20 protein-coding genes and 1 pseudogene are annotated in these 21,117 nt (G+C 64.5%); 12 read left to right on the top strand and 9 right to left on the bottom strand.

Translation table 11 applies throughout. The annotated features are described in order from the left end of the window. Window positions 1-48: 48 nt before the first annotated feature. A complete protein-coding gene (locus IQ16_RS09520; protein ID WP_026312636.1) occupies window positions 49-471 on the bottom strand; it encodes a VOC family protein in 423 nt (140 codons plus the stop codon). A gap of 109 nt (window positions 472-580) precedes the next feature. After that, complete coding sequence (locus tag IQ16_RS09525; protein WP_026312635.1) at window positions 581-1,732, bottom strand: zinc-binding dehydrogenase; 1,152 nt, start codon at window positions 1,730-1,732, stop codon at window positions 581-583. 183 nt (window positions 1,733-1,915) lie between these two features. Here IQ16_RS09525 and IQ16_RS09530 point away from each other — a divergent pair, with 183 nt between their 5' ends. The 4 genes and pseudogenes from IQ16_RS09530 (at window position 1,916) to IQ16_RS09545 (ending at window position 5,525) form a co-directional block, all read left to right on the top strand. Further along, the gene (locus tag IQ16_RS09530; RefSeq protein ID WP_145831413.1) at window positions 1,916-2,395 is read left to right on the top strand and encodes a GNAT family N-acetyltransferase; all 480 of its coding nucleotides are present in this window, start codon (window positions 1,916-1,918) and stop codon (window positions 2,393-2,395) included. Window positions 2,396-2,636: 241 nt separating this feature from the next. Next, a pseudogene (locus tag IQ16_RS09535) lies at window positions 2,637-3,826 on the top strand (MFS transporter). 133 nt (window positions 3,827-3,959) lie between these two features. Continuing rightward, window positions 3,960-4,571 (top strand): PilZ domain-containing protein, encoded by a 612-nt coding sequence (locus IQ16_RS09540; protein ID WP_026312634.1) that lies wholly within the window; start codon window positions 3,960-3,962, stop codon window positions 4,569-4,571. A gap of 330 nt (window positions 4,572-4,901) precedes the next feature. Next, window positions 4,902-5,525 (top strand): transglutaminase-like cysteine peptidase, encoded by a 624-nt coding sequence (locus IQ16_RS09545; protein WP_026312633.1) that lies wholly within the window; start codon window positions 4,902-4,904, stop codon window positions 5,523-5,525. Window positions 5,526-5,643: 118 nt separating this feature from the next. Here IQ16_RS09545 and IQ16_RS09550 read toward each other — a convergent pair whose 3' ends face one another. Beyond that, on the bottom strand, window positions 5,644-7,407 hold the full coding sequence (locus IQ16_RS09550) for a CYTH and CHAD domain-containing protein (RefSeq protein ID WP_026312632.1): 1,764 nt from the start codon (window positions 7,405-7,407) through the stop codon (window positions 5,644-5,646). 457 nt (window positions 7,408-7,864) lie between these two features. Next, complete coding sequence (locus IQ16_RS09555) at window positions 7,865-9,223, bottom strand: metal-dependent hydrolase family protein (protein ID WP_018647076.1); 1,359 nt, start codon at window positions 9,221-9,223, stop codon at window positions 7,865-7,867. Between the two features lie 358 nt (window positions 9,224-9,581). On the opposite strand from IQ16_RS09555, the gene IQ16_RS09560 reads away from it, so the two are divergent. Together IQ16_RS09560 and IQ16_RS09565 are read left to right on the top strand one after the other, a co-directional pair. Then, window positions 9,582-9,785, top strand: coding sequence for a hypothetical protein (locus tag IQ16_RS09560; protein WP_018647075.1), 204 nt, complete (start codon window positions 9,582-9,584; stop codon window positions 9,783-9,785). Between the two features lie 205 nt (window positions 9,786-9,990). Then, window positions 9,991-10,947 (top strand): Bug family tripartite tricarboxylate transporter substrate binding protein, encoded by a 957-nt coding sequence (locus tag IQ16_RS09565; RefSeq protein WP_018647074.1) that lies wholly within the window; start codon window positions 9,991-9,993, stop codon window positions 10,945-10,947. Between the two features lie 41 nt (window positions 10,948-10,988). Here IQ16_RS09565 and IQ16_RS09570 read toward each other — a convergent pair whose 3' ends face one another. Further along, window positions 10,989-11,696 carry a GntR family transcriptional regulator gene (locus IQ16_RS09570; RefSeq protein WP_018647073.1) on the bottom strand — a complete coding sequence of 236 codons (708 nt, stop codon included), beginning with the start codon at window positions 11,694-11,696 and terminating at the stop codon, window positions 10,989-10,991. A 256-nt stretch (window positions 11,697-11,952) separates the two neighbouring features. Between IQ16_RS09570 and IQ16_RS09575 the strand changes: the two genes are divergently transcribed. Genes IQ16_RS09575 through IQ16_RS09595 form a run of 5 tightly spaced genes read left to right on the top strand, consistent with a single transcriptional unit; the run spans window position 11,953 to window position 16,858 of the window. After that, complete coding sequence (locus tag IQ16_RS09575) at window positions 11,953-12,939, top strand: ABC transporter ATP-binding protein (RefSeq protein ID WP_018647072.1); 987 nt, start codon at window positions 11,953-11,955, stop codon at window positions 12,937-12,939. A 42-nt stretch (window positions 12,940-12,981) separates the two neighbouring features. Beyond that, entirely contained in the window at window positions 12,982-14,271 is a 1,290-nt protein-coding gene (locus tag IQ16_RS09580; RefSeq protein ID WP_026312631.1) for an ABC transporter substrate-binding protein, read from the top strand. Between the two features lie 4 nt (window positions 14,272-14,275). Further along, window positions 14,276-15,235, top strand: a complete 960-nt coding sequence (locus IQ16_RS09585; protein ID WP_018647070.1) for an ABC transporter permease — start codon at window positions 14,276-14,278, stop codon at window positions 15,233-15,235. Between the two features lie 2 nt (window positions 15,236-15,237). Next, entirely contained in the window at window positions 15,238-16,116 is an 879-nt protein-coding gene (locus IQ16_RS09590; protein WP_018647069.1) for an ABC transporter permease, read from the top strand. 4 nt (window positions 16,117-16,120) lie between these two features. Beyond that, window positions 16,121-16,858 carry an aspartate/glutamate racemase family protein gene (locus tag IQ16_RS09595; protein WP_018647068.1) on the top strand — a complete coding sequence of 246 codons (738 nt, stop codon included), beginning with the start codon at window positions 16,121-16,123 and terminating at the stop codon, window positions 16,856-16,858. Here IQ16_RS09595 and IQ16_RS09600 read toward each other — a convergent pair. Next, window positions 16,855-17,820 (bottom strand): arginase family protein, encoded by a 966-nt coding sequence (locus tag IQ16_RS09600; RefSeq protein ID WP_020608094.1) that lies wholly within the window; start codon window positions 17,818-17,820, stop codon window positions 16,855-16,857. The two genes, IQ16_RS09595 and IQ16_RS09600, sit on opposite strands and share 4 nt — an antisense overlap. Window positions 17,821-17,915: 95 nt before the next feature. Continuing rightward, window positions 17,916-19,187, bottom strand: a complete 1,272-nt coding sequence (locus IQ16_RS09605; RefSeq protein ID WP_018647066.1) for a DUF892 family protein — start codon at window positions 19,185-19,187, stop codon at window positions 17,916-17,918. A gap of 381 nt (window positions 19,188-19,568) precedes the next feature. On the opposite strand from IQ16_RS09605, the gene IQ16_RS09610 reads away from it, so the two are divergent. After that, the gene (locus IQ16_RS09610) at window positions 19,569-20,060 is read left to right on the top strand and encodes a hypothetical protein (protein WP_018647065.1); all 492 of its coding nucleotides are present in this window, start codon (window positions 19,569-19,571) and stop codon (window positions 20,058-20,060) included. Window positions 20,061-20,249: 189 nt separating this feature from the next. On the opposite strand, the gene IQ16_RS09615 is transcribed toward IQ16_RS09610, so the two are convergent. Both IQ16_RS09615 and IQ16_RS09620 read right to left on the bottom strand, forming a co-directional pair. After that, window positions 20,250-20,615: a hypothetical protein gene (locus IQ16_RS09615; protein ID WP_018647064.1), complete on the bottom strand. Its 366-nt coding sequence runs from the start codon at window positions 20,613-20,615 to the stop codon at window positions 20,250-20,252. 103 nt (window positions 20,616-20,718) lie between these two features. After that, a complete protein-coding gene (locus tag IQ16_RS09620) occupies window positions 20,719-21,036 on the bottom strand; it encodes a hypothetical protein (protein ID WP_018647063.1) in 318 nt (105 codons plus the stop codon). Window positions 21,037-21,117 lie beyond the last annotated feature (81 nt).

Below are 21,117 nucleotides of genomic sequence, written 5' to 3' on the forward strand. Positions count from 1 at the left end.
GAATAGTTCGGGGATATCGGATGGAACTTTTGAGGCATCGGCTCCCGCTCAGATCTCCGCATAGACCTCCAGAAGATTGCCGTCAGGGTCGCGAAAGAACAGCGTGCGATGTCCGAAGGACTGGTTTGTCGGCGGCGAGAGCAGCGCCACACCCTGCCGCACGAGCTCGTCGGCGCATTGATCGACCTCGGCTGCAGAGACCTTGAAGGCCAGTTGCAGCGAGGCGCTCCCTGCCGGGATCGGCGGATCGGACGCGGTCCGGCTCGGTTTTGCCAGAGCCAGGGTATTGCTGCCCAGGGCGTACTCGATCCAGTTCGGCGAAAGCTCGCGCGAGAGGGGAAAGGCGAGGATGTCTTCGTAGAAGCGGCGCATCGCGGCCATGTCGCGCACGAAGATGACGGTGTAGTCGATCGCACGGATGGCGTTGAAAGGTGAGTGCCGGGCCGGATCGGTAGTCTGTGCGTTTGTCATTTCGTGCCTTATTCCGAACTCCGCCTCGTAGCCCGCATGAGCGAAGCGATATGCGGGAAAGTCTTTGAAAGGCCCCGGATGTCGCTTCGCTCATCCGGGCTACACGCCCTCATTCCACCAGCTCCGGCCATGGCACGATGGTCGACTTCACCGTCTTCATCGCCATCGCGTCCTTCACTGCCTGCGCGACCCCCTCTTCGGTGAACGGGTAGATCGTCTGCATCTTCAGCCACGGATATTTGTCACGCGTGCGGTAGAGCATGTCGACGCCGAGCGGCAGATCGTTGCCGGTAAAGCCCCAGGATCCCAGCACGTTGAGGTCCTTGGTGCAGATGCGGTGCCATGAGGTGTCGATCGAGCCGGCGTCGGTGAACTGGCCCATCTCGACATAGGTGCCGCCGTCGCGCAGCATCTCGATGCCTTCGGGGCCGGCCGTGGGATGGCCCGAGCAATCCATCACGAGATCGGCGCCGAAGCCGCCGACGATTTTCCGCACGCGATCGATGCGGTCCTGCGGCGACTTGAGCTCCTCGATGTTCACGGTCGCCTCCGCGCCGAACTCGCGCGCGAGCTTGAGCCGCGGCTCCTCCGGCGCGCCGACGCAGCTCACGCGCCCTGCCCCCATCTCCTTGGCGGCGGCGACTGCGAGAATACCGATCGGGCCCGAGCCCTGGATCACCACGGTGTCACCCCAGCTGAATCCGCCGGCGCGCGTGGCACGGTTGAAGGCCCGGATGCAGGAGGTCAGCGGCTCGGACAGCGCGCCGAGGCGCAGCGACATGTCGTCGGGCAGCTTGTAGATCTTGGTGCCCGGCAGCATCTCGAGATCGACATAAACATATTCGGCCCAGCCGCCCCACATGTGCGGCGCCTTGTCGAAGCCGAGATAGCGGCCGTAATAGACCGGCGTCAGGCATTTGTTCGCGGTCTGGGGATAATGGATGCAGTAGTAGCAGCGCCCGCACGGCATCAGCGGCGGGATCATCACCTTCGAGCCGACGGTCAGCGGCTTGCTCATGAAGTCCTCGGTGAACTCGTCGCCGCATTCGACGATGACACCGCCGAGCTCGTGGCCGAGCGTGAACGGCCATGGCAGCGGCTTCGGCCAGTGTCCCTTGAGGATATGCAGGTCGGTGCCGCAGACCCCGCAGGCGCCGACTTTGATCAGCGCGGCCTTGCGGCCGACCTTAGGCCACGGCACGGTGCGGATGACGGGCTCGCTGCCGGGGCCTGCGTGGGTGCAAACGCGGATCTGTTGCATGGCTGTTTCCTCGGTGCCCGCTTTGTTATGGTTGATGGTGCGGGCTGATGACAAGCGTATGTGAGATGGGCGATCGTGCCAAGCGGACCGTCTCGTAGCCCGCATGGAGCGAAGCGTAATACGGGAACGCCTTTCCCGGATTTCGCTGCGCTCCATCCGGGCTACGGGTCGAGGATGATGCCAATGCTGCGCGATTATCAGCCGGCGGATGCCGAAGCCATCACACGCGTCGCGCTGGCCGCATTCGCCGAATTCGAGCCGCACTTCTCCGACTGGCCACTGTTCACGGCCAACGTCGCGAAGATGCCGCTGCTTGCCAAGACAGGCGAGATCATCGTTGCCGAAGACGGCGGCCGGATCGTCGGCGCGGTCGCCTATATCGGCGCGCAAGCGCCGAAGCCGGAATTCTTCGATCCGGCCTGGCCCGTCATCCGCATGCTGGTGGTCGATCCCGCTGCGCGCGGCAAGGGCATCGGCCGGCAATTGACTGAGGAATGCCTGCGCCGCGCCGAGCGCGACCAGTCGCAGGCGATCGCCCTGCACACGACGCCGATCATGACGGTCGCGCTGCCGATGTATCTGCGCATGGGATTTGCGAGGATTGGCGAGGCGCCGGATATTCTGGGCGTGCCTTATGCGGTTTACGTGAAGTCGCTGGGGTAAGACCGGTTCGTAGCCCGCATGAGCCAACGGGTCGGCGCGAAGCGCCGCCCGATGACAGGCTCAGCAACATGCGGGAAACAGCGGCCCCGGATGTCGCTTCGCTCATCCGGGCTACGGGACACACACCCAAGCGTCTTGAGCACCGGCCGGCGAACGTGTAAGGCCCGAACAGTCCCACCCAGGTGCCCGCTTGAACCCCCTCCCCCAAAATCCCGTGGTCGCGTCCGGCTCGTTCGCGGCGATGAGGTCCGTGCCGTATCGCCTCCAGTTCACGGCCTATGTGCTGGCGATGATGGCCGACAATATCGAGCATGTGATCAGCTATTGGGTGGTGTTCCAGAAATTCCATTCGCCGACGCTGGGCGGCTTTGCCGTGCTGTCGCACTGGCTGCCGTTCCTGCTGTTTTCGGTCGCCGTCGGGGGGCTGGCCGACCGGTTCGATCCGCGCCGCATCATCCAGTGCGGGATGCTGCTGTTCATCGTCGCTTCCGCCGGATGGGGCTTCTTCTTCCTGACCGACACGATCCAGATGTGGCACGCGATGCTGCTGCTGGTGATCCATGGCTGCGCCGGCGTGCTGTGGCAGACGCCGAACCAGCTGCTGCTCTACGACCTCGTCGGCCCCGCCGACTTGCCGAGCGCGGTGCGGCTGAACGCGATGGCGCGCTATCTCGGCATCCTGGTCGGGCCTGCGGTGGGCGGAATCATCATGCTGACGCTCGGCGCCTCGCACGGCATCATCTTCAACACTCTGTTCTATCTGCCGATGCTGCTCTGGCTGTTCTGGGCCCGGTGCGGGACAAGAGCCTGGCTGCGCGACGCTTCGCCGTGCGCGGCCTTGCCGACATCGTGCTCACCATCCGCGCCATTGGCACGCAGCCGGTGCTGACGGCGATGACGTGGCTTGCCGGCCTCACCTCGTTCATGATCGGCAATGCCTATCACGCCCAGATGCCGGGCTTTGCCGGCGATCTTGGCCATGGCGATCCCGGCGTTTCCTACAGCGTGCTGCTCGCGGCGGATGCGGCCGGCGCGCTGCTCGCCGGCATCGCGCTGGAATCCTGGGGACGCCTCAAGGGCACGCCGCGCACCGCGATCACGCTGGCAATGCTCTGGAGCGTGGCGCTGCTCGGCTTCGCCGCGGTGCGGATCTACCCGGTCGCGATCGTGCTGCTGTTCTTCGCCGGCTTCTTCGAGCTGTCGTTCAACACCATGGCGCAAGCGCTGGTGCAGCTGAACGCGCCGCACGATATCCGCGGCCGCGTCGTCGGCCTTTATAATATGGCCGGGCTGGGCATGCGGGCCTTCAGCGGCATCACCGTCGGTGTGTTCGGCGCCGCGATCGGCATCCACTGGTCGCTCGGGCTGTCGGCCGCCGGGCTGCTGACGCTGCTGTTCCTGCTGCATCGGCGGGGGACACGGACGGCTTGACCGGTTCCCCTCGGGATGTGGCTTTTCGATTGTGTCTGTCCGTAACCGGCGCGCCCGATCCTAACGCGGCATTAACCCTATGCACCTTAGGGTCGTGCCGGACTCCGCCCGGGCGGGGGGTCGGGTGTTGAAAATGGCGTTGGCGAACAAAAAATTTCTTCCGGCCGCCGAGGAGCGTCGGCGTTTCCAGCGGGTGAAGGTGCACCTGCTCGGCCGCTATATGCTGCCGGACCGCCGCGAATTCCCCTGCCAGGTGATCAACATGTCGCCGGGCGGCCTTGCCTTGCTCGCCCCCGGCATCGGCAATGTCGGCGACCGCGTGGTCGCCTATCTCGACCATATCGGCCGCGTCGAGGGCAAGATCACCCGTATCATCGACAATGGCTTTGCCATGACGATCGGGGCGACGCCCAGGAAGCGCGACAAGCTCGCGGCACAGCTCACCTGGCTCGCCAACCGCGACATCCTCAACCTGCCGGAGGACCGCCGCCACGACCGTATCGTGCCGCGCAACCCGATCGCGGTGCTGACGCTCGAGGACGGCACCAAGATGACCTGCCGCATCATCGACCTCTCGCTGTCGGGCGCGGCCATTGCCGCGGAGAACCGCCCGCCGCTGAAATCGACGGTTTTGCTCGGCCGGGTCCAGGGCCGCGTGGTCCGAAACCTCGAAGACGGCTTCGCGCTCGAGTTCATGCACGAGCAGCCGGCGGAGACACTCGAAGAGAGCGTTACCGCGCGGTAAAGCGCAATCGCGGCAAAACCACTGATTTTCCAGCCCTGAAGGCGGCCTCCCCGACACGGACGCCGCCTTTCTCATGCGTTGTGACGAGCTTTGCGCGGGTTAACGCCGGGCCGTTTGCGCGCCGAAACGGCGGTTCCGTCAGCGTTTCCGCGTTAATCGATAAAGTTTGAATCAATTGCAGTAATCTCCAATTTTACGCGAATTCTATTCAAGTATAGATCGAATTCGGTGCGCGTTTTACTTGTATTCGTCTCGACTTGACTTGGTCGACTTAGCGGCAACTCAAAAGCTCCGTGCGAAATGTGGTCCCAACAAGAAACGGGGGCCGCAATGTTTGATTTCAGGGGACAGGGGAAGGGACTGGCGATCGCCGCCATGCTCTTCGGAATCAGCGCGACGGTGCAGGCCGGCGAAGGCCGTCTGCTCTACGCGAGCCTCGGCGACACCACGCGTGCGCCGATCGGCTGGGTCGAGTTCTGTGCGGACAATGCCGCGCAGTGCCAGGGCGGGCCGACGCAGCCGCGCGACATCGTGATGTCGCAGACGGCATGGCGCGACCTCGTCAAGGTCAATCGCTGGGTCAACGAGACCGTCAAGCCTTTGACCGACCAGGAGCACTGGGGCGTGATCGAGAAGTGGTCGCTGCCTTCGGACGGTTACGGCGACTGTGAAGATTATGTGCTGTTGAAGCGCAAGATGCTGATGGATGCCGGCTGGCCGCGTGAGGCCCTGCTCATCACCGTCGTGCGCGACAAGAAGGGCGAAGGGCACGCGGTGCTGACGGTGAAGACCGACAAGGGCGAGTTCGTTCTCGACAATCAGAACGAGAACGTCGTTGCCTGGACGGAGACCGGTTACCGCTTCGTCAAGCGCCAGTCGCAGAGCGATCCCAACGTCTGGGTCTCCCTCGGCGACACCAAGCCGGCGGTCTCCACCGCCAGCGCAAGAGATTAGGAACGAGACAACAGGTTACGCGACCCGGTCACATCCCCACCCCTCCCCGTCCCAGACCGGTTCGCGCGCGGCCAGCCATCCCCCAATGGCTGGCCGCAACTTTTTTGGGGACACGCGATCAGCCCTGCGACGACCAGGGCACGCGCGCGGCAGTGAAGTCCCGCCAGCTGTCCTGCAACGACCGCTGCGCGCCGATCGATGCACGCGCCTGCCAGCCGGCGATCGCGGCCGCTGCAACAGCGCTGTCGCGATCTTCAGAACCGAGCCCGTCGAGCAATGAGGCCGTCACCGCCATGTCGTTGAACGCGCCGAGCTCCTCCTGCAGGCCGGCGAGCCTGCGGGCGAATTTTCGCGCGGACTTGCGATCGGCAAACAGCGGCAGCAGGAACTCGCCGAGATAGCGCAGGCGTTTGGCCGCGAGCCGCACCCGGTGCACCTCGTCGACCGTGAGCGATCGGAAGCGGCGGCCGCGCTTGAGCACCTTGGCGTGCTGCTCCGACAAGACACGCCGGGCGAAATTGACGGCGGGCTCGGCAAGCCGGCCGAGATCTTCGGGCGCGACGTCGTTGCGCCAGCCGCGCGTCTCGATCCAGCCGCCGAGGCTGATCAGGAAGACGGCGCAGCGGCGATCATCGAGCGCGAGGTGCGCCTTGCGATAGGCCTCCGACTGACGCTGCGCTGCGACCCGCTCCAGCGCATCGAAGCCGGCGACCGAAGGACAGGCTCTTGCAATCGTCGGCAAGGTGTCGAGCTGGAACACGTCCCAGTCGCGCGCAGCGGACAGGTCCTGCGCCAGCCATCTGGCTTCCGACCGCAGCGAATCGAGATTAGAGAGCGCGCCGGCCGATCGCATCAGGTCGAGCGCCGAGCGTAGCCGGCGCAGCGAGACACGCAGCTGATGCACGCCTTCCGGATTGCGGCCGTCCTCGGCCGCCGGCAGCGATTGCAGCAGATGGAGGAAGCACGAGCGCAGGATCGTCGCGAAGGCCTCGTCGAGCGTGACGGACGGATCGAGGCGAATCTTGCCCGGCCGGCGCGCCGACGGCGCCTTGTTCGCAGTCAACTCGAAGCCACGCGCGGACTTGCTGCGGATCGACGGCTTCACCGCGCCATGCTCCGCAAGCCGCAGCGCGATCTCGTAGATCGTGCTCGCGCTGCCGCTCTTGAGCTCCAGCTCGATCTCGCTCACCGGCAGCGACCGCTCGCCGGCCGTCAGCTCGCCCTGGTCGAAGGCGATCTCGACCGTGCCGGATGGCAGGTCGACAATGCGCGTGTGCCGATGAATGTCGGCCGTGAAGACCGCTTCCAGCGGCTGCGCGCCGAGATGGCTGCGCAGCTTCTCCGGGATGAATGGCAATGCCAAAGCGAGATCGGGCGCCAGCGATGGCACGCTCGCCTCCCACTCGCCGCGGCGCAGCGGATCGTCGGCGGCGTCGGTCTTCACGGTCTGGACGAAGCGCGTGCCGCTCTGGCGAACGCGCAAGCTCAGCCCGGCGCGACGAAGTGTCCGCTCGGGCGTGTCGTAGTAGACGGACTTGAGACGTTTTTTCGTGCCCTTGTTGCGTGCGTTCGCCGCGATGACCGGCGCAGCGCTGAAATGGGCCATACGATCTGCATCGATGAGAAGCTTGAGCTCGATTTCGCCGGCCGGACGCGCCGCAGCGTTCGACGGGGTCGGCCCCGGTGCAGGCGTTGCGTCTTGCGACGGCGTCTGATCAATCACAGCGCCCTCGACAATCGCAGGTTCCGCGCCAGACTCGGCTGCGTCACGCTGCCTGAGGAAGCCGGCAATGACTTGCGTTCGCTTACCATCCTTCGGGACAGGATTCCCGTCCGGCACGCTCATGGTTTTGCGAGCCGACGTCGCGTCTGATTTTAACATTTCCGGTGACATGACAGTTCTATGACAGAGCGCCAGCATATAACCGGTGCGGCTCGCGAGGAATAGTCACGTTACGTCGCGGCGTGTCATGGTCCACATGCACGTGCCGCACGGCAGATATCGACGAGGATTGTCATAATTCGCTGAGCGCGACGAATTAAATTGCCGCGACGCGTAGTTAGTGATCGAATTCGATAGCGAATCGTTCTCGAAAGCGAGATGGACGCGTCAGCGAGATTGACTCATGCTTGCCGAGAAATTCTTTCTGGTTCTGGAGACGCTTAGAAGTCACGCCGCCGATGACGGCCCCGGAATTGTGACAAGCCCTGTTGCGACGAGCCCCGCGCGGCCTGCCGCGGTCCCGGACGTCGCAAAGGGTTCGCTGCGCGAAAGGCCGGTTCCCGACGATCGGGGCTAGAAGCGTTTCAATTCGCCAGATCGCACCACGCGATGCGCGTCAGCGCGGCACGATGTTCCTGTAGATCTTGCCGCCCTTCATGATCACGACGAAATTCTTCGCGGGATCTTCGACGAGGGCGATGTTGTCGAGCGGATTGCCGTCGACGAGCAGGAGATCGGCCAGCGCGCCCTCCTCCACCACGCCGAGCTTGCCGGGATAGGGATTGCGCAAGCCCGACAGGCTCAGCAACTCGCCGTTCGCGGACGTCGCCATGGCCAGCGCTTCGGCCGGCGTGTACCAGCGCGTCAGCGCGGCCAGCATCGAGCCCTGCTTGTCCGCCAATGCCTGCGAGAACAGGACGTCGGTGCCGAACGCGGTCTTGATGCGGTACTTCTTCGCCAGCGCATAGACACGATCGGTGCCGGCAACCACCTGCCGCAGCTTGTCCTGCTCCGCTGGTCCCAACGCAGCCGCGGCGGACGGATCCAGGAACGGCTGCGTGCTGAGCCAGATCCCCTTCTCGGCGATCAGCTTCGCGCTCGCCTCGTCCATGAGATGACCGTGCTCAATGCATCTGACGCCGGCTGCGATCGAGCGCTGGATCGCGACCGGCGTGTAAGCGTGCGTGGCAACGTAAGTTCCCCAATTGTCGGCGGCTTCGACGGCCGCGCGCAGCTCGGGCTCGGTGAAGGTGGAGACGTCGAGCGGGCTGAAGGGCGAGGCGACGCCGCCGCCGGCCGTGAGCTTGACCTGCGAGGCGCCCTGCATCAGCTGCTCGCGTGCCCGCACGCGCACCTCGTCGGGACTGTCGGCGACCATGCTGCCTCCGACCAGTTCCATGCGGCTGAGCATGCCGCCGATCGTTCGCGGCAGATCGGAGAGCTGCCGGAAGTCGCCATGGCCGCTGGTGATGGTGATGATGGCACCGGAGGGATAGATGCGTGGACCGGCGACGAGGTCCTCGTCGATGGCCCGCTTGAGGCCGAAACTGGGCCCGCCCATGTCACGCACCGTAGTGAAGCCGCGCATCAGCGTCGCGGTCGCCTCAGCCGCCGCAAGCAGATTGTTGTAGCCGATATCGCCCGTAAGCGCAGCCATCGGCGTCGGCCGCACCAGCATCGCGTGCCAATGCGCATCGATCAGCCCCGGCATCAGCACGCGTCCGCCGCCGTCGATGACCTGAGCATCAGCCGTGATGTTCGCGGTCGAAATCTTCTCGATCTTCCTGTCCCTGACGAGGACATTGGAGGCGGCCGAGAGCGCACCGTTCTTTCCGTCGAAGATCCGGACGTTGCGGAACAGAACGGCGGAGTCCTGCTGGGCCCGTGCTTGCGACGGAAGACAGATGCTCGTTCCAACCGACATGAGCAGTGCGGCGGCTCTGAAGAGCCCGGCCGGCGTGGTCAAACCCCACATGTCCAACCTCCACGCAAGTTGCCGGACACCAGCCACGCTGGCGTGCCACGCGCCTGCGGATTGATGCCTGCAAACCGCATCAAGTCAATTTGCAACCACGGGGAGATTTTGCAAATCAGCCATACGACACGACGCGTGAGGCGTCGGCATCGAGTTCCATGGACGAATGGTAAGTGTGACTGCCGCACTCGCGTCGAACTCAAATCAAAGTGGAGAAACCGGCGCGGGCGTGCTCGCAACGATAGATTGCCACTGCCTCGATCAGGAGTACGATCCCGCGCGGTCTACGCGACTTGAGACACCGGGCAGGAGGGGGCTCGCGAAGATCTGTAGCATCTGAAAAAAGAAGAGGCGTAACATGGTGGCGCAAACAAGTGATGGCCACGTTCTGCTGGCCAAGAAGCTCGGCGGACTCGTCGCGATCATACTGGGATGCCTGTTGACGGCCGTCGGCGTGACGTTCGAATCCGGCGGCACGACTTTGGTCGGCGTGCTGTTGCTGATCGTTGGAGCCGGACTGCTCGTGCTGAAGATCGTCAGGCGAAACGAACGACCTTCGTAGCCGGCGGCGCGATGCAACTACGCTCCCTGCACGTCTGGGCAGGATCCGGCGGGACCAATTATTCCGCGAGATGAAACGATATTTCCGTTTGTTGACCTCCTCACTTGCTCGCGTGACACCTCGTTCCGGCGGCTGATCGCCGCCCAACGACGTAGAGCAAAAAAGGGAGGACGATGTGTTGAGATCTGCCAGAATTGGCGGCGCCGTGGCTGCTGCGATTGCGTGCCTGACACTGGCCGCGGCAGAAACGGCTTGGGCCGACGCCTGGCCGACCCGTGCAATCAAGATCGTCGTCTCCACGCCGGCAGGCGGTATCACCGATGCGTTCGCCCGCGCCTATGGGGAGCACATTTCGCAGAAACTCGGCCAGCCGGTCATCGTCGAAAACAAAACCGGGGCCAGCGGTGCGCTGGCGGCGCAATCAGTGAAGGATTCCCCGGCGGACGGCTACACGCTGATGTACACGATCTCGTCCACCCTGCTCGGCAACAGGCTGCTGCTGAAATCGCTGGCCTATGATCCGGACAAGGATTTCGCGATCGTCGCGGTGACGCCTTCCGGACACCTGCCGCTGGTGGCCCATACGGCGACCGGTGCAAAGACGCTGGAAGAGCTCGTGACGTATGCGCGTCGCAACAAGGTCACGGCCGGGACGTATGGCATCGGCTCGTTCGCGCACATTGCGGTTGCCGAGCTCAACCGGCAATACGGCCTCGACATTTCCATCGTGCATTACCGCGGCGAGGCGCCGATGTGGCAGGATTTTGCAGCCGGGGTCATCCAGGTGGCGGTCGGCAGCTATCAGGCCGCGCTTCCGGTCCTCGATACCGGCGTCGGCCGCGCAATTGCGGTGCCGACACCGGTGCGCATGAAGAAGCTGCCCGAGACCAGGACGTTCATCGAGCAAGGGGTCAACGGGAATGTCTTTCAGCTCACCAGCTTTACGACCTTGGTGGCGCCCGCTGCCACGCCAACAGACCGGATCGAACTGCTGGCCAGGCTGATGGTCGAAGGCGGCAAGAAGGAGCGTGTGCAGAAGCTGCTCGACGCTTTCGGGGTCGACTCACCGGCGATGGACCGCCCATCCTCGATTGCGCTCTACGAAAAGGAAGGGCCGGTCTGGCTCGAGTCGATCAAGAATCTCGGGTTGGAGCCGCAATAGGATCCGGGCCCAGCTCCTGCGTGCCGGACGCCTCGTTGCGCTTACGCGCCCAGCACGTCGGCGAGCCGCAGTTCGTCGGCGGCGGGATCCTTCAGGAACAGCTCGGCTTCAATCTCGTTCAGATGCGACAGCATCTGCGCGCGGGCAGCCTGCTTGTCGCGCTTGCGGATCGCGCTGACGATGCCGGCGTGGTGGTCGGTGCCGCAGGCCGGCGTGTCGTGGCGGCGGTAAAGCAGGATGATGAGCGAGGAGCGCGCGATCAGCTCCTTGAGGAAACCGAGATAGATGCTGTGGCCGCTCATCTCGGCGACGAGACGATGAAACTCGCCGGAGAGCCGGACCGAGGCGCGTGCGTCGCCGCGCAATTCCGCTTCGCGCTCCTCGGCAAGATGTCCCTGGAGGCGATCGAGCCAGGCCGGTGACACCGCGTCGATCGCATGGTCCACAATGGTAGGCTCGATCAGGCGGCGCGCCTCGAACACTTCGCGGGCATCGGCGGGCGTCGGGCGCGCGACGAAGGCGCCACGGTTCTTCTCGATATTGACGATGCCCTCATGCGCGAGCTGCTGCAGCGCGGTACGCACCAGTGTGCGGCTCGCACCATAGATCTCGCCGATCTCGTCTTCGCCGAGCTTGGTGCCCGGCAGCAGGCGATGCTCCAGGATCGCGGCGGTCACACCCTCCCTGATACGGCTGACGCGATCGCTCGCGTCTGGCGCATCGGGTTTTTGGCGGGTCTTGGCGGCCATGGATGTGAGGCTCAATCGGCGAACGTTCGGCCTCGAATGTTAGTCGACGAGCTGTATCCAATCACAGGCGAAACTTTATACAATCTTCGCCCATTTTGTGTGCAGGTGATTGCACGAGCGGCGGGCGGCCGAATTGCCCCGGATTCGATCTAACGATCTGACTCCGCTGCACAGTTTGGGGATTTTGCCGACCGACGGCTGTTGGCACGGACCTTGCGGAGAGACGCGGAAGCACCGCCCTCCTCTCGGACACGCCATGGCCACTCCCGCCGCTCTCGAACTGGTCGCCGTCACCAAGCGCTATGACACCACGCTGGCGGTCGATGACGTCAACCTGAAGATCCCGGCCGGGACCTATTGCTGCCTGCTCGGCCCCTCCGGCTGCGGCAAGACGTCGACCCTGCGCATGATCGCCGGGCACGAGGCGGCCAGCGCGGGCGACATCATCCTGGGCGCGCAGAACGTCACCGACCTCGAGCCCGCCAAGCGCGGCACGGCGATGATGTTCCAGTCCTACGCCCTGTTTCCGCACCTCTCCGTGATCGACAACGTCGCCTTCGCCCTGAAGATGCGCGGTGTCGACAAGCCGACCCGCCACAAGCGCGCCGGCGAACTCCTGGAGCTTGTCGCCATGAGCCCCTATGCGGGCCGGCTCCCGGCGCAGCTCTCCGGCGGCCAGCAGCAGCGCGTGGCGCTCGCCCGCGCGCTGATCACCGAGCCGCAGATCCTGCTGCTCGACGAGCCGCTCTCGGCGCTCGATCCGTTCCTGCGGGTGAAGATGCGCGGCGAATTGAAGCGACTGCAGCGCGAGCTCGGCATCAGCTTCATCCAGGTCACCCACGGCCAGGAAGAGGCGATGGCGCTCGCCGACCACATCGTGGTGATGAACCACGGCAAGATCGAGCAGCAGGGCGCCGCCCGCGACATCTTCCATCATCCCCGCACCGAATTCGTGGCGCGCTTCATCGGCGGCCATAACGTCCTCAGCGACGCCGGCAACCTCATCGCCGTGCGCGCCGATCAGCTCGGCATCGTGCCGTTCGCCGACGGCGCATTCGGCGCGCCGGCGCTGCTGACCCAGACCGAGTACCAGGGCTCCTACATCGCCGTCTCGCTCACGCTCGACGACGGCACCGCCCTGTTCTCCCACGTTCCGGAAGCCACCTTCGACGTTCACCCGTTCCGTCCGGGCGATCGCGTGCTGGCAACCTGGGATCCCGCCAAGGCGCAGCGCCTGCAATAGCGCCGATCGATCACTGGAATGCGCAACAGAGGAGTGACTGATATGACCGAGACCACCAGGACAAAGGGCGTCAGCCGCCGCACGCTGCTCAAGGGCACCGCGGGTCTCGCCGGCCTTGCCGCCGGCTCCGGCGCCATCACCGGCTTTCCCTATGTGAAGTCGGCCGACGCGAAGGTGCTGCGCTATCTCGGCACCGCCGTGAACGAGGGCGACGACATCTCCAAGCAGTGCCTGAAGGATACCGGCATCAAGATCGAATACATCACCGCGACCACCGACGACGTCACCAAGCGCGTGATGACCCAGCCGAACTCCTTCGACGTGCTGGATACTGAATATTTCTCGCTGAAGAAGCTGGTGCCGTCGGGCAACATCCTTGCCCTCGACGCCAAGAAGATCAAGGAATTCGACAACATCACGCCGGTCTTCACCAAGGGCGAGACGCCCGGCGGCAAGAAGATCGGCGGCCAGGGCACCGCACCCTGGAAGGTGCTCTATCTCGAAGGCAAGGACTCCAAGAAGTTCGCGACGTCGGCGACCGAGTTCGTCACGCTGATCCCGACCGTCTACAACGCCGACACGCTCGGCATCCGCCCCGACCTGATCAAGCGCCCGATCAGCACCTGGGCCGAGCTGCTCAACCCCGAGTTCAAGGGCAAGGCCTCGATCCTCAACATCCCGTCGATCGGCATCATGGATGCCGCGATGGTCGTGGAAGCCACCGGCAAGTACAAATATGCCGACAAGGGCAACATGACCAAGGAAGAGATCGATCTCACCATGAAGGTGATGACCGAGGCAAAGAAGGCCGGCCAGTTCCGCGCCTTCTGGAAGGATTTTAACGAGAGCGTCAACCTGATGGCATCAGGCGAGACGGTGATCCAGTCGATGTGGTCGCCGGCGGTCACGAAGGTGCGCTCGATGGGCATCCCCTGCACCTTCCAGCCGCTCAAGGAAGGCTATCGCTCCTGGGCGTCGGGCTTCTGCGTCTCCAAGGGCGTGTCGGGTGCCAAGCTCGAATGGGCTTATGAGTTCGTGAACTGGTTCCTGTCCGGCTATGCCGGCGCCTATCTCAACCGCCAGGGCTACTACTCCGCCGTGCTCTCCACCGCGAAGGCGCACATGGAGCCCTACGAGTGGGCGTACTGGATGGAAGGCAAGCCGGCCGAGAAGGACATCAAGGCGCCCGACGGCTCGCTGCTGGAGAAGGCAGGCGCGGTGCGTGACGGCGGCTCCTACGAGGACCGCATGGGCGGCGTCGCCTGCTGGAACGCCGTGATGGACGAGAACGACTACATGGTCCGCAAGTGGAACGAGTTCATCGCGGCCTAAATTGATGGACACGTCAGAGGACATCCTGCATCAGGCATCCCCGGACCTCGTCCGGGGATCGGAGACGAAGCGCGCCGCGAAAGCGGCACGCCTGTCGCCGTCCTTCATCTCCTGGCTCCAGGCCGGGCCGATGATGCTGGTGTTCCTCGCCTTCTTCCTGATTCCGCTGGTCTTCGTCGTCATCGTCTCCTTCTGGGACTACAACGAATACCAGTTGCTGCCGGCCTTCTCGGGCCGCGGCTACACCGACACGTTCGAAGGCTGCATCGCGCAGCTTCCCGAGCTCTGCACGATCGGCAAGACCTATCTGATGACGCTGAAGCTCTGCTTCATGGTCTGGGCGATCACGCTCTTCGTCGGCTTCTGGGTCGCCTACTTCCTCGCCTTCCACGTCAAGTCCAAGACCTGGCAGATGGGACTGTCGCTGCTCTGCACGATCCCGTTCTGGACCTCCAACGTGATCCGCATGATCGCCTGGATCCCGCTGCTCGGCCGCAACGGCCTCGTCAATTCCGGCCTGGTCAAGACCGGCTTGATCAACCATCCGCTGGAATGGCTGCTGTTCTCGGAATTCTCCGTGGTGCTGGCGCTGGTGCACCTCTTCACTTTCTTCATGGTGGTGCCGATCTTCAACTCGATGGTGCGCATCGACAAGTCGCTGATCGAGGCCGCCTATGACGCCGGCGCCACGGGCTTCCAGACCCTCGTCAACGTCATCATTCCGCTCGCCAAGCCCGGCATCGTGATCGGCTCGATCTTCGTCATCACCATCGTGATGGGTGACTTCATCACCATCGGCGTGATGGGCGGCCAGCAGATTGCGGCTGCCGGCAAGATCATCGAGACGCGGGTCAACGCGCTGCAGTTCCCCGCCGCCGCGGCCAATGCCGTGATCCTGCTCGCGATCACCTTCCTGATCATCACCATGATGTCGCGCATCGTCGACATCAAGAAGGAGCTCTGAGCATGAAGGAAGGACGCCCGCGCTCTTTCTACGTGCTCGCGGTCTTCTTCGCGGCCTATGTGCTGTTTCTCTACGGGCCGATGATCGCGATCTACGTGCTGTCGTTCCAGGGACCGCAGGGCGGCCTCACCTTCCCGATGAACGGCGTGTCGACCTTCTGGATCGCAAAACTGTTCCAGGGCACCGGCATCGTCGATCTCGGCGCGGCTTTCCGCCGCTCGCTGCTGCTCGGCGTCATCGTGATGATCGTCACCGTCGTGCTGTCGGTCGCCGCCGGCATGGCCTTCCGCAGAAAATTCAAGGCGCAGAGCATCCTGTTCTACTCGGCGATCGCGAGCCTCATCGTTCCCTCGATCATCACCTCGCTCGGCATCTCGCTTGAATTCCGCATCATCGACGACCTGATCAAGGCGCATTGGAACGAGAATTTCGAGACCTCGATGGGCCTGCTCACATCAGGGCTCGGCGCGCACCTGACCTGGACGCTGCCGTTCGGGCTCTTGATCATGTTCGCGATCTTCAACCGCTTCGACCCGCGCCTGGAAGAAGCCGCGCGCGATCTCGGGGCGACGCCGTGGCAGACCTTCCGTCATGTCGTGCTACCGATCATCCTGCCCTCGGTGATCGGTATCGGCCTGTTCGGCTTCACGCTGTCCTGGGACGAACTCGCGCGCTCCAGCCAGGCGATCGGGGCGGTAAACACGTTGCCGCTCGATCTCCAGGGCCTCACCACCACCGTGACCAACCCCGACATCTATGCGCTCGGCACCGTGATCTCGGCGGTCTCGTTCACAGTGATCACGCTTGCGCTCGGCACCATCCACGTGCTCAACAAGCGGCAGGCGGCCAAGGGCTCGGACGCCGGCAAAGGGCTCGTCTGATCTGATGCGGCTTCACGTCGTCAATCCCAACACAACGGCGTCCATGACGGCGAAGATCGCCGCCGCGGCGCGCAGCGTCGCCCTGCCCGGCACCGTCATCGATGCGCGCCAGCCCGCGATGGGCCCGGTCTCGATCGAGGGCTTTTACGACGAGGCTTTTGCCGTTCCCGGCATGCTCGGCTGCATCCGCGACGCGGACCGCGACGGTGCAGACGCCCACATCATCGCCTGCTTCGACGACACCGGCCTCGATGCCGCGCGCGCCGCCGCCAAAGCGCCGGTGATCGGCATCGGTGAGGCCGGCTTCCACATGGCGAGCCTGATCGCCGCGCGCTTCGCCGTGGTGACGACGCTCGGCGTTTCCATCGTGCCGATCGAGCATAATCTGAAGAAGTACGGCCTCGCCGAGCGGTGCGCCCGCGTCCGTGCCGCCGAGGTCCCGGTGCTGGCGCTCGAGGAGCGCAACACCGACGCGCTCGGCAAGATCTCGGCGGAGATCACCGCTGCCATCCGTGACGATCGTGCCGAGGCCATCGTGCTCGGCTGCGCCGGCATGGCCGATCTCGCCACTGAACTTGCCGCAACCCACGGCCTGCCCGTGGTCGACGGCGTCGCCGCCGCGGTGACGCTGGCGGAGTCGCTGGTGCGGCTGGGGCTGACAACGTCGCGGCTGGGGCCCTACGCACCGCCGCGTCCGAAGACCTATTCCGGGCCGTTCTCACCGTTCCAGCCCGAAGCCTAGTCACCTCGCTGCCGGGCGGCGTTCCCTTGACGCAACTGCTGACGTCCGATGCATCCCAGGGCGACGCAGAGGATACGGGATGCCGCGAGGACGCCAAGGCCCCTCACATCAGCATCGGGCACCAGTTCCACGAGGTCAAAGCCCACGATCCGCGCGCGCCCGGCCACGCCATGCAGCAGCTCGACGATGTCGAGATAGCCGAGGCCGCCGGGCTGGGGAACGAGCACCGCGGGGATCACGCCGGGATCGAGGCCGTCGCAGTCGAGCGTGACGATACAGCGGCTGCCCGGCACGATCTGCTCGACGATCGGCTGCACGCCATGCCGCCGCACCGATGCGGCGTCGAACAAGTGCACACCCCATGCGCGCGCGTCAGCAAGATCACCGGCGCGCGAGCCGCCGACACCGCGTTGCCCGACCTGGATGATCCGCTCGACCCACGGCATTTCGCTGGCGCGGCGCATCGTGCTCGAGAATGTGTGCTTGAGACCACCACGCTCGTCACGCCAGTCGAGATGTGCGTCGATCTGCAGGATGGTGACGGGACCGCAGGGCTCGAAAGCGGCGAAGAAGGGAATCGGGACGGAATCATCACCGCCCAGCAGCACGGGCACGGCCCCGGCCTTCACAATGGACACCGTCGTGGCGGCAATCAACGCGCGGTTCTCCAGCGGCGCTGCCGGGCTCGTTGCGAGATCACCAAGATCGACCACACGCAGTTCGGGCGAGAGCAGAGGTCCATCCTGATCGAAATCCCAGCGCAACGGATCTGACGCGATCGACCGTGTGCCGTCGCGAAGGGCGGAAGGCGCACGAGCCGCATGGCTGGCCTGGCCGGGCAAGTGCGGCGTCGCCTCGGCTGCGCCGAAGATCGCGATATCGGCGCCGGACAATGCCTGTTGTCCGGCTGCGGGGACATCGAGGAAGGTGGCGGGGATGCGACCTTGCAGGTGTTTGTCCATCGATATGAACCGGTCCGCCCCGTCCTGTCCACATGCCGCGGCAAGCGCAGCGGCATGTGGCTCTGGCTGGAACAGCGTGGACGATGCTGGTCGTCCTACTCTGTTTGCTCGACCGCAGCCGGCATCTTCGCGACCGACATCAGGGAGCGGGCGACCTGGTTGAGCAACTGATCCGCATTTTCCTCCTCCGCGAGCGACTTCGACAGCAGCGCGACGACGGCGCTGTGGCGGAGCTGCTGGGCGAGGTTGCGTGCGGTGGTGTAGCCGGCGATCTCGTAATGCTCAACCCGCTGCGCCGCTCCGATCAAGGCGAGGTCCGCGGCCGCGTCCTCCTTGTCCTCGCCTTCGCCGATGATCTCCTGCCCCTCCTCGACGAGACCCATCATGCCCTTGCATGGCTTGGCCCGCGCGGACTTGCCGAGCAGCTCGAAACATTCGTTGATGCGTTCGACCTGGGTTTCGGTCTCGCCGAGATGTTGCTCAAACAGCTCGCGCAATTGATCGAAGCGGGCCGCTTGCGCCATTTTCGGCAGCGCCTTGGTCAGCTGCTTCTCGGCATGCAGAAGATCGCGAAGCTCCTCGATCAGGAGATCGCCGAGGCCGGCTTCGTCCATCGGCGGTGAGCTTTCGGTCACGATCGCGGTTGCCGGACCTGGTTCACCGGCCTGGATGGCCGGCGATTCCGTGAAGACCCAATCGCCGCCTTCGTTCCACGGACCACGGGTGTCGATTTCGCCGTGATCGCCGGTGCCGGTGGAATCATTGAAGAACTGATCGACGAGCCCCGGCGTCGGCGCCACGCGACCGATGCTGAAGGCCGGCTTGGCCATGCTCTCGAGCGCCAGCGTAAACGCCTTCATGTGGGTGATTTCGCGCGTCATCAGGAACTGCAACGCGTCCTTGGTGCCGGCGTCGTCGCAGAAATTGATCAGCCGCTCGTAGACGATCTTTGCACGCGCTTCTGCCGCAATGTTGCTGCGCAGATCGACGTCGAGCTCGCCGGTGATCTTCAGATAGTCGGCGGTCCAGGCGTTGCCTTGCGAATTGAACAGATTGACGCCGCCGCCCCCGGCGATAGCGATCAGCGGATCGGCCTCGGCCGCCTGACGATCGAACTTTGCCGGCTTCAAGTGCATGCGCGCCAAGGTGCCGACGACTTCAAGATGGCTCAGCTCCTCCGTGCCGATGTCCATCAAGAGGTCCTTGCGATCCGGATCCTCGCAATTGAGGCCCTGGATCGAATACTGCATCGCGGCTGCCAGTTCGCCATTGGCGCCGCCGAACTGTTCAAGCAGCATATTGCCGAAGCGAGGATCCGGCTCGTCGACGCGAACGGTGAACATCAGTTTCTTGACGTGATGATACATGGAGGGAGGCCCTGGGGTTGGAAGTACATCCCTCCCCGAACGGACCGGCGTTTCAGTTGTTCCTACGGCGATGAAGACCTGCCGCCGCCAACGCCGATCGAGTGAGCACGCGATTGACCAAACAGAGTGGAGCACGGTGTCGGCGACGCCCCGCCCGCAGTCCCGATCAGCGCCTCGCCCGCCCCGGATCGGAGGGACGTTTTCGGCGCTCCTGACCCCGCCCCCGGAAGCGCCAAGGGCCCTGTCTAGACCTTTTTTGGCCCTTAGCCTCTTTTTGGTCCCAATTGTTGCCGAACAGTAACACTTTCGGGACATCCCGGTCGCCGTTTCAGGCTGCCGGTCTTCGCCACTCACCAAGTTTCAATTTGGGTTTTGTCAGCGATGATCGATCTCGTGGAGGACACACGGTCCACCCCCCTGTTTCGCCTTGGCGCCCAGCCCATCGCGCTGACCGCCGTCGCCCTTTTCTTGCTGATCGCCGGCGTGACTTCGATCGCGATCTGGCGTGCCTATACCGGCTCAGCGCCGGAGACCGACCGGGTGGTGGCATCGCGGCAGCTGCAGGCCCGCACCGCCCAGGCCTCCGAGCAGCTGGTCGAGAAAACCAAGGGATTGGAGGCGACCCAGCAGGAATCGATCGACCAGCTCCAGGTCGTGCAGGACCAGCTCCAGACCGTGAAGCGGCTGCTCGCGGCCCAGCAGGCCGATACCAAGCGCCTGTCGGAGCAGGTGGCGAGCCTGAACGAATCCATCGACGGCTTGCGCCAGTCCTTCGCCAGCGCCCGCGCCACCGAGGCCGAGACGCCCTCGGTTACCCGCAGGAAACCGGCTCGTTACCGCCATGCCAGCGCGCGCAAGCGCTCGCGCGGCTGAACTGGCCCTTCACCCGCGGCTTTAATTTCTCCACTTGTGAACTGGATCACATTCGCCCGTATGATTCCGCGCGATGCTGGCCGTCACCGGATGGCGTGAGCCGATTTCAATATCCGGGGCTGGCAAGGTCGTTGACGGTATACTGCGTCAACGGCCTTGTTTTTTAGTGGGCCGGCAGATCTTCCACCCTCATTCGCAGACGTCGACGCGACGGTATCGCCACCCCGAAGGCGTCATCACGCGCTTGCGTACGACGTAGCAGCCGCCGTAACCGCCATCGTCATAGCCGGTACCATAATAATAGGGATTGCCGTAATATGGGGAGCCATAGCCGTAATAGGCGCCGTAATAGCCGGCGCCTGCGAGGCCTGCGCCGATCGCCACACCGGGCCAGAAGCCGCCACCGTGCCAATGGCCGTGACCGCCATGGCCCCAGCCGCCACCACCATGAAAGCCGCCGCCATGTCCAAAACCGCCCCCTGCCTGGGCCGCCTGCGGCATCGACAGTCCGACCGCCGCGACCGCCAGCGCCGCCATCATCGTCTTCCGTAACATCACTCGATCCTCCGCGTGGACACGCTCCACGCTTCAAGCGGGGATCAAGCTAGCGTCGTCGGGGCAATCCGGACAGCCACACTGTCTCACTTCCGCGCGAGCATCAGCAGCCGCGACAGATGCTCTTCATCTTCTTGTCGAGCTGCCGGTTCTCGGCATTGACGGTGGCGTCGGCGGCTCCGCCGGTGCCGGAGCCGGTGGTCACTCCGGAGCCCGGGCCCGACGATTGCGCCGTCCCCAGGCTGTTGGTGCCGGGCGGCGGTGCCGGCGCGTTGGCAACACCTCCGGCCGGTCCCGAGGAAGTGCCGGTCGATCCGGAAGAGCCGCCGGTCGCTTGCGCGAAGGAGACGGCCGGCATCGCCGCTAAGGCGAAGATCAAGACCAACGTCTTCATTGAAGCGTTTGCGCGCGGTGGGGCCATTGGGGTGCTCCTTTATCCGTCAACGGTCCCGACCAGGACCCGTTCCGGAACCAATGCCGTCACATCGGCTTGAAAGCGAGG

Source organism: Bradyrhizobium huanghuaihaiense (assembly GCF_007830635.1).
Taxonomy (GTDB): Bacteria; Pseudomonadota; Alphaproteobacteria; order Rhizobiales; family Xanthobacteraceae; genus Bradyrhizobium; species Bradyrhizobium huanghuaihaiense.